A 1,693-nucleotide genomic window follows, 5' to 3' on the forward strand; every position below is an offset into this window, starting at 1 on the left:
ATTAATAATTTTGGTTGGTGCAAAATGGTGACAATAAATTGTATTTTTTGTGCCATTCCTTTAGAAAGTTCTTGAATTTTTTTGTTCCACCAGCCTTCAATTTCAAATTTTTCAAACCAATATTTAAGCTGTTTTTGCGCATCGGCTTTAGACATACCTTTTAATTGTGCCAAATACAAACATTGTTCACCAACTTTCATTGTTTTATATAAACCACGCTCTTCAGGCATATATCCTATATATTGCACATCATTTGGAGAAAGTTTTTTACCATCTAATAAAACCTCTCCAGAATCTGGCATGGTTATTTGATTGATAATTCTAATTAATGTGGTTTTTCCAGCACCATTTGGACCCAAAAGTCCATAAATACTGCCATTTGGAACTTGCAACGATATACTATTTAAAGCTGTATAATCGCCGTATTGTTTAACTACATTTTTGACTTCAAGAATATTACTCATTATTAAATGTTGTTGAATTTAAAGAAAATAACTTTACAAACTATAAGTAGAAATATGCTGATTTATGTTACAAAAAACCCACCCTAATTTGCATTAGGATGGGAAAAAAAAATAAAACAGGTTAAAAAACCCACCTTATAAATTATGAGAACATATCTTTGACTTTCTCAAAGAATGATTTTTCTGATTTTTCGGGACTTGGCACAAAATTAGAATCTTCAAGATTACTTTCGAAAAATTTCTTTTGATCTTTGTTGAGTGTTTTTGGTGTCCAAACATTTACATGAACAAGCAAATCGCCATTTCCGTAACTATTGATGCTTGGAATTCCTTTTCCTTTAAGTCGAAGAATTTTTCCAGATTGAATTCCTTCTTCCAGTTTGATTCGAACTTTGCCATTTACAGCATCAATATCTTTTGAAACGCCTAAAACAGCTTCAGCAAAACTAATGTACAAATCATAATGCAAATTTTCGCCTTCACGTTTTAAAAATTCGTGTTCAATTTCTTCAATTGCTACAATTAAATCTCCTGGAATTCCGTTTCCTGGCGCATCGTTTCCTTTATTGGAAACTTTAAGTTGCATTCCATCTACAACACCTGCGGGAATTTTTATTGATACAGTTTCATCTTCCAAAATCATACCTTGAGAATCTGCATTGGCTGGTTTTTTCTCGATAATTTGACCAGAACCGCCACAAGTTGGACAAGTTGATGCCGATTGCATACGACCTAAAATAGTATTTGTAACGCGCATTACTTGACCTTGACCATTACAAGTAGAGCAAGTTTTATAGGATACGCCTGGCGCTTGAGTTTTGCGTTTTACTTTAACTTTTTTCTCGACACCATTGGCAATTTCTTCCAATGTTAATTTGACTTTAATACGAAGATTACTTCCTTTTACGCGACGCTGACCTCCGCCACCTCCAAAGCCGCCAAAACTCCCGCCACCTCCAAAAATATCACCAAATTGGCTAAATATGTCATCCATATTCATCCCGCCTCCGCTAAAACCGCCTCCGCCATTGCCACCTTCAAAAGCTTGATGACCGAATCGATCATATTGTGCTTTCTTTTGAGGATCGCTTAAAACTTCGTAAGCTTCGGCTGCTTTTTTGAAATTTTCTTCGGCAGCTGCATCGCCTGGATTTTTATCAGGATGAAACTCAATGGCTTTTTTGCGATAGGCTTTTTTTATTTCAGCTTCGGTTGCACTTTTGTCTATA

Annotated in this window: 2 protein-coding genes; both read right to left on the reverse strand. The window is 35.1% G+C overall.

Going from position 1 to position 1,693, the window contains the following annotated elements; all coding sequences use genetic code 11:
- Window positions 1-464: ATP-binding cassette domain-containing protein (locus tag RMN92_RS04865; RefSeq protein ID WP_309608341.1), on the reverse strand; the 464-nt coding region annotated here is incomplete at its 3' end.
- A gap of 142 nt (window positions 465-606) precedes the next feature.
- On the reverse strand, window positions 607-1,692 hold the full coding sequence (locus RMN92_RS04870; RefSeq protein ID WP_309608342.1) for a DnaJ C-terminal domain-containing protein: 1,086 nt from the start codon (window positions 1,690-1,692) through the stop codon (window positions 607-609).
- Between the last annotated feature and the right edge of the window lies 1 nt (window position 1,693).

Origin of the sequence: Flavobacterium sp. (genome assembly GCF_031363805.1) — a bacterium.
Lineage (GTDB): Bacteria > Bacteroidota > Bacteroidia > Flavobacteriales > Flavobacteriaceae > Flavobacterium.